This is a genomic window from Synergistaceae bacterium DZ-S4 (assembly GCA_025943965.1).
In the GTDB taxonomy this organism is placed as follows: domain Bacteria; phylum Synergistota; class Synergistia; order Synergistales; family Synergistaceae; genus Caenicola; species Caenicola nitritireducens.
Genome location: JAPCWD010000026.1, coordinates 1 through 4687, shown reverse-complemented (window position 1 = coordinate 4687; position 4687 = coordinate 1). Strand labels below are relative to the sequence as shown.

The window sequence follows — 4687 nt, the reverse complement described above, 5'->3', positions numbered from 1 at the left end:
ATAGGCTCATGCACTTTATCATTGTTCTGCCTCCGTGGTTTCTTTGGGATTCTTTTGTGTCGCAACTTAATGATATCCCAATAACGGAGGCTTTACTTTTTTATTTTCCTATCTTGGACACGTGTGACGTTTACCATAAAACCTTGGACGCGTACTGGACGTTCTTCTTTCGGCCCATCTTTCGGCGGTCTATTTAAATGAAAAAGAATTATTTTTTTTTGCGATTATGCTATAATACAAAAGTAACAAAACTCTTATCCAGAGTGGCTGAGGGACTGGCCCGATGAAGCCCGGCAACCTGCGAGAAACCGTAAGGTGCCAACACCTGCAAACCCGGAAGGGTTTGGATGATAAGGGGGAGACCGAAAACCGGCAAAATAGCCGGAAGCATGTCAGCATGCGGCCTTTCCTCGTGAAAGGCCGCTTTTTTTGTTGGCTTTCCTCCCCTAATTTTGAGTCAGGATCTGCACTGCTCGGGACTGAGTGACCCAAAAAACCGAAGGAGGAACAGCCATGAACAGCATCGATTATTCGTACCGCCCCGAAAGTTATTTCGGGCCAATGCTCGCAGACACCCGTACCATCAAGCGCATCAACGGTTCAGTCAGGAGAAGGCTCGTCAAAGAAAGCTCCGAAGACGACCTCACAGGCGTGCCCAAAGAACTGACCGGCGAAGTCCTCGACGAAGTCGGCATAAAGGCATGGGGAAGGATCCACCCCATGTTTATGGGCGGTGAATTCCTGCCCGGCTACATGCCCGGCGAGGTGGAGATCGCAAGGATATGCCTGAAATCCACCACTTACGACGTTGATTCCATAAGAGCAAGGATGGGAGCCGGCCGCATCCACTACCGCTTCAATGACGAGTACGACGGTGAGACCACCACAAGAAAGACATCCCGCACGTCCGTGCGCCCACTCACGCTTCAAGGCCTTGTGGATTTCATATTCACAGCCAAAGATTTTTTCGAAATGCTAGAAATGAACTTCCCGGAAGAACTTGAGGAACGGCTCGATTTTTTCACGGGAGAATCAGAATTCTATCCCGAATTCCATGATGCCCTGGTCGAAAAAACGATCGAAGACTTTTTCAGCAAAAACGATCGAATACTTTATTTCAAACGTTATGCGAAATATGAAGATTCATTGGAAAGCTCGCCCAACTCTGAACCTGGACCCATAAAGGAGGAAAATGACATGTTTTTTGATAAGGAACTGTTTGTTGAAGCCGGAAAAGATCCGCTCCTCATCAGGGCGGATCAGGACCTCGCCGCGCTGTGCGACAAGCTGGACGATCGCTTAAAAGCTTCCGGGATCATTTACCACCCCTTCCTGTACAGGCATGAACCGACATGGTACGAGAAGCAGATCTTTGTCAACGATGACGGGCTCCTCTTTTCACAGGGGCCGAAAAAATACAGGGCAGCGTGGGATCTGCTGTCCGACGCGCTCGGCAAGTGGACGACCTATGATTTTTTAAGGGGCCCGATCGAAGAAGAGGGCGTATTGCTGGACCCGTTGGGCAAGAGATACTACTTTACCGACCCGATCATATACAACAGGAGCATAGTTATTTCCGGGGGAAAAGACGGCCCGACCGCAACAGCCGAGCTCGAGTTCAATGTGATACTGGCCGGGAGCCATGAAAAGCCTGACATTGAGGAATTTGCCGTGTGCATAAACGATATGGCAGACATATCTCTGCTCCAGGGCGTACTTGACCATCTGGGAGCGAAAATACGCCTGACGCCGACAGAAGACCTGATCAGGCAAAGGGAGTACGAACATTTTAAAAGGCTTGAAGAGTACAGGAAAGAAAATGAGAAGATCACTAAGGCCTTTCTCAGCGTCATCGATGACGACCGTAAGCCGAAGGAGATATTCTACCTGTACAAAGACCTGCCGCGCCTTCCTTTCGGCTGCGGCCTGAAGAAGTTCATATGCGCCTGGCTCGACAATAGGAGCAATGGTAATGATTTCTCTGAGCTGGGATTTGAAAGATGGATGCTTGAAGGAAGGTCCGAAGAAATATGCAAGCGCATTTCAGAAGACTGGCCGGATCTAATCGGTCCGTTCAATACAATGCTGGCAAAACTCCTCAATAAGATCCGTCGGCCCGATGACCGGCCGCCATTCAACATACGGGACCCGAGATACAGGGAATACAACAAAAACAAGCCTGTCATTGAAAAGGAACTCGCATGGCTCTGCAATCCTTGCAGAAATACAGAAAAGGAAGAAAAAGACAAAAATTCAGATAGACTCCAACTCCGAAGGGCTTTGCCGGATAAAGGTTTAAACGAACGGTGGCTGTTAAGTACTATAAAGGACCATGGCTGGAAAGAAAAGGGATCACATGACGCTATCTTCGACATCATCGACAGTGGTGATGCTGCCTTAATGGAGTCCCTTATAAAGTTGGAAGGATCAAAAATACTATATTCGACACTTGAGTATGTAAAAAAAAATGGTAATGGCATCCCTGAAGCATATTTGAGCCTTTCACCTCTTCATGCCACAATAATAACTGGCAACCTGCAGATAACGGCAGAACTGATCAAAAATGGGGCTGATGTCAACAAAAAAATTGAAATGGACCCTGACGGTAACATCGGTTCAACCCCGTTGCACTTAGCCTGCACGTATTTTTCAGAAAAAATCATCTTCCTGCTTCTGGATAACGGAGCAATCTGCAACACCGCAAAAAATGACGGGAGAACTCCGCTTCATCTTGCTGCTCTCAAGGACAAAAACGGTACAGTTATACGACGCATGATAAATGCCGGTGCTGACGTAAATGCAAAAGATAAATACGGTTGGACTCCCCTATCTTGTGCTTCCAGAAATGGACATTTGGACGTTGTTATTGCGCTCATGGGTGCCGGCGCTGACTTAAATGCTAAAACTAATGACGGCTCGACTCTTCTGCATTTTGCTTCCTATAACGGACATACGGATATTGTGACCGCACTCATAAATATCGGCGCTGACATAAATGCTAAAGCTACTGATGGTGATACTCCTCTGCTTCTTGCTTCCTGGAATGGACATACGGATGTCGCGATAGCACTCATAAATGCGGGTGCTGACGTAAATGCTAAAACGAATGACGGTTATAAGCCTTTACATATTGCTTCCAAGGAAGGGCATACAGATTTTGCGAAAGCACTTATAAATGCCGGCGCTGACGTAAATGAAAAAGATGCATACAGTTGGACACCACTGCATACTGCTTCTTGGTACGGACATGCGGATGTTAAGACAGCACTCATAAATGCCGGTGCTGACGTAAATGCTAAAACGAATGACGGTGATACGCCGCTACTTATTGCCTGCAAACTAGGACATACTGATTTTGCAACAGCACTCATAAATGCCGGCGCTGACGTAAATGCAAAAAACGATAACGGCGATACGCCGCTGCATGAGACCTGTAGGAACAAGCATACGGATGTTGTGACCACACTTATAAATGCAAGTGCTGACTTAAATGTTAAAAATAATAACAGTGATACGCCGCTGAATATCGCTCTTAAATACGACATGACCAGCGTGGCAAAAATTCTGAGGGAAGCAGGCGCTGTCTCGTAAGGCAGTGGAAATAAAAACTGTTCCCTAGCAGGCTGACAGATTTTTTTGCCATCTGAACGGAATAATATATGTACATACTCATAAAGAGTTTCTGAAGGACTGCCCCGATGGAATATCGGTAACCTGCAAGAAAACGTACGTGCCAAAACCTGCAAACCTGTGAGGGTTTGAATAATAAGGGAAGGTCAATAACTTGGTGTATGCTACTCTTTAATTTAATTATATTATTGTTTTACTCTTGTTCCATAGAAAATAGTTTTTTATTAAAATACATAAATTTTTATTATAAAGGGGGTAGAAGTATGTTCACAGGAAAAACCTTGATCGACCAGCTTTACAGTGAACTATTACACGTTGAAGAAGAATGGTCAGTTAAGACAGAGAATGGTTTTCGTTGGTGGCCTTTTGATCACGCACAAACAATAGATGTTATTGGTGAGGCAAATGGGCCTGATGGGAAGAAGGGGTATTTCATATCTGTCCGTACTGAGCTTGTGAAAGTACCAAGGCTGGATGAAAGAATTTTGAATCTTATAAACAGAACTCTTATGCCCCATGCATCTTTGGCGGGGCCGGTTTATGACAGCAAACGCGGTATTTTAGAACTTTGCTCTCACGTCCTGGTTCATGAGGGGAACAGTAAGTGGATAGGATCCTTGCTCTGCCTTGCCGCAGAACTTCAAATTTATGAGACACAAACGCTCGCAAATACCCTTGAAGTTTTTAATATGGAAAAAGCTGTAAGCGGACATCCCCTAAAGGGTGTACGCAAGGAAACCCACAAAGCTTCTGCTTTGGTTCCGTCGATTATTACACAAATCGGGAAAGAACCGTCGAAATGGATCGGGCATGAATTCCAGGAAGTTGTGCAGGACCTGGAAAATTGGCCAGGGACTATCCTAGATTTTGTGTAAAGTCCTAACAGGTCCAAAATGAGGCGTTTGAAATATCGGTCCGGTGCTGGTTTTTAGCTCCGGGCCTTTTTAATTATACCCAATAACAGACAATAGGGCATAGCCATATTGTCAGGCTACGCATTCTATCTGACATTGAAAATCTTCTTCAGATCCTGCCCTCGAAAAATACCTCCAGCTGG

At 45.7% G+C, this 4687-nt stretch carries 2 protein-coding genes and 1 riboswitch; both genes read left to right on the top strand.

The window, feature by feature from the left end:
* Positions 1-251 precede the first annotated feature (251 nt).
* Positions 252-357: riboswitch (SAM riboswitch) on the top strand.
* A gap of 156 nt (positions 358-513) precedes the next feature.
* Entirely contained in the window at positions 514-3591 is a 3078-nt protein-coding gene (locus OLM33_09980; GenBank protein MCW1713981.1) for an ankyrin repeat domain-containing protein, read from the top strand.
* 302 nt (positions 3592-3893) lie between these two features.
* Positions 3894-4505, top strand: a complete 612-nt coding sequence (locus tag OLM33_09975) for a hypothetical protein (protein ID MCW1713980.1) — start codon at positions 3894-3896, stop codon at positions 4503-4505.
* Positions 4506-4687 lie beyond the last annotated feature (182 nt).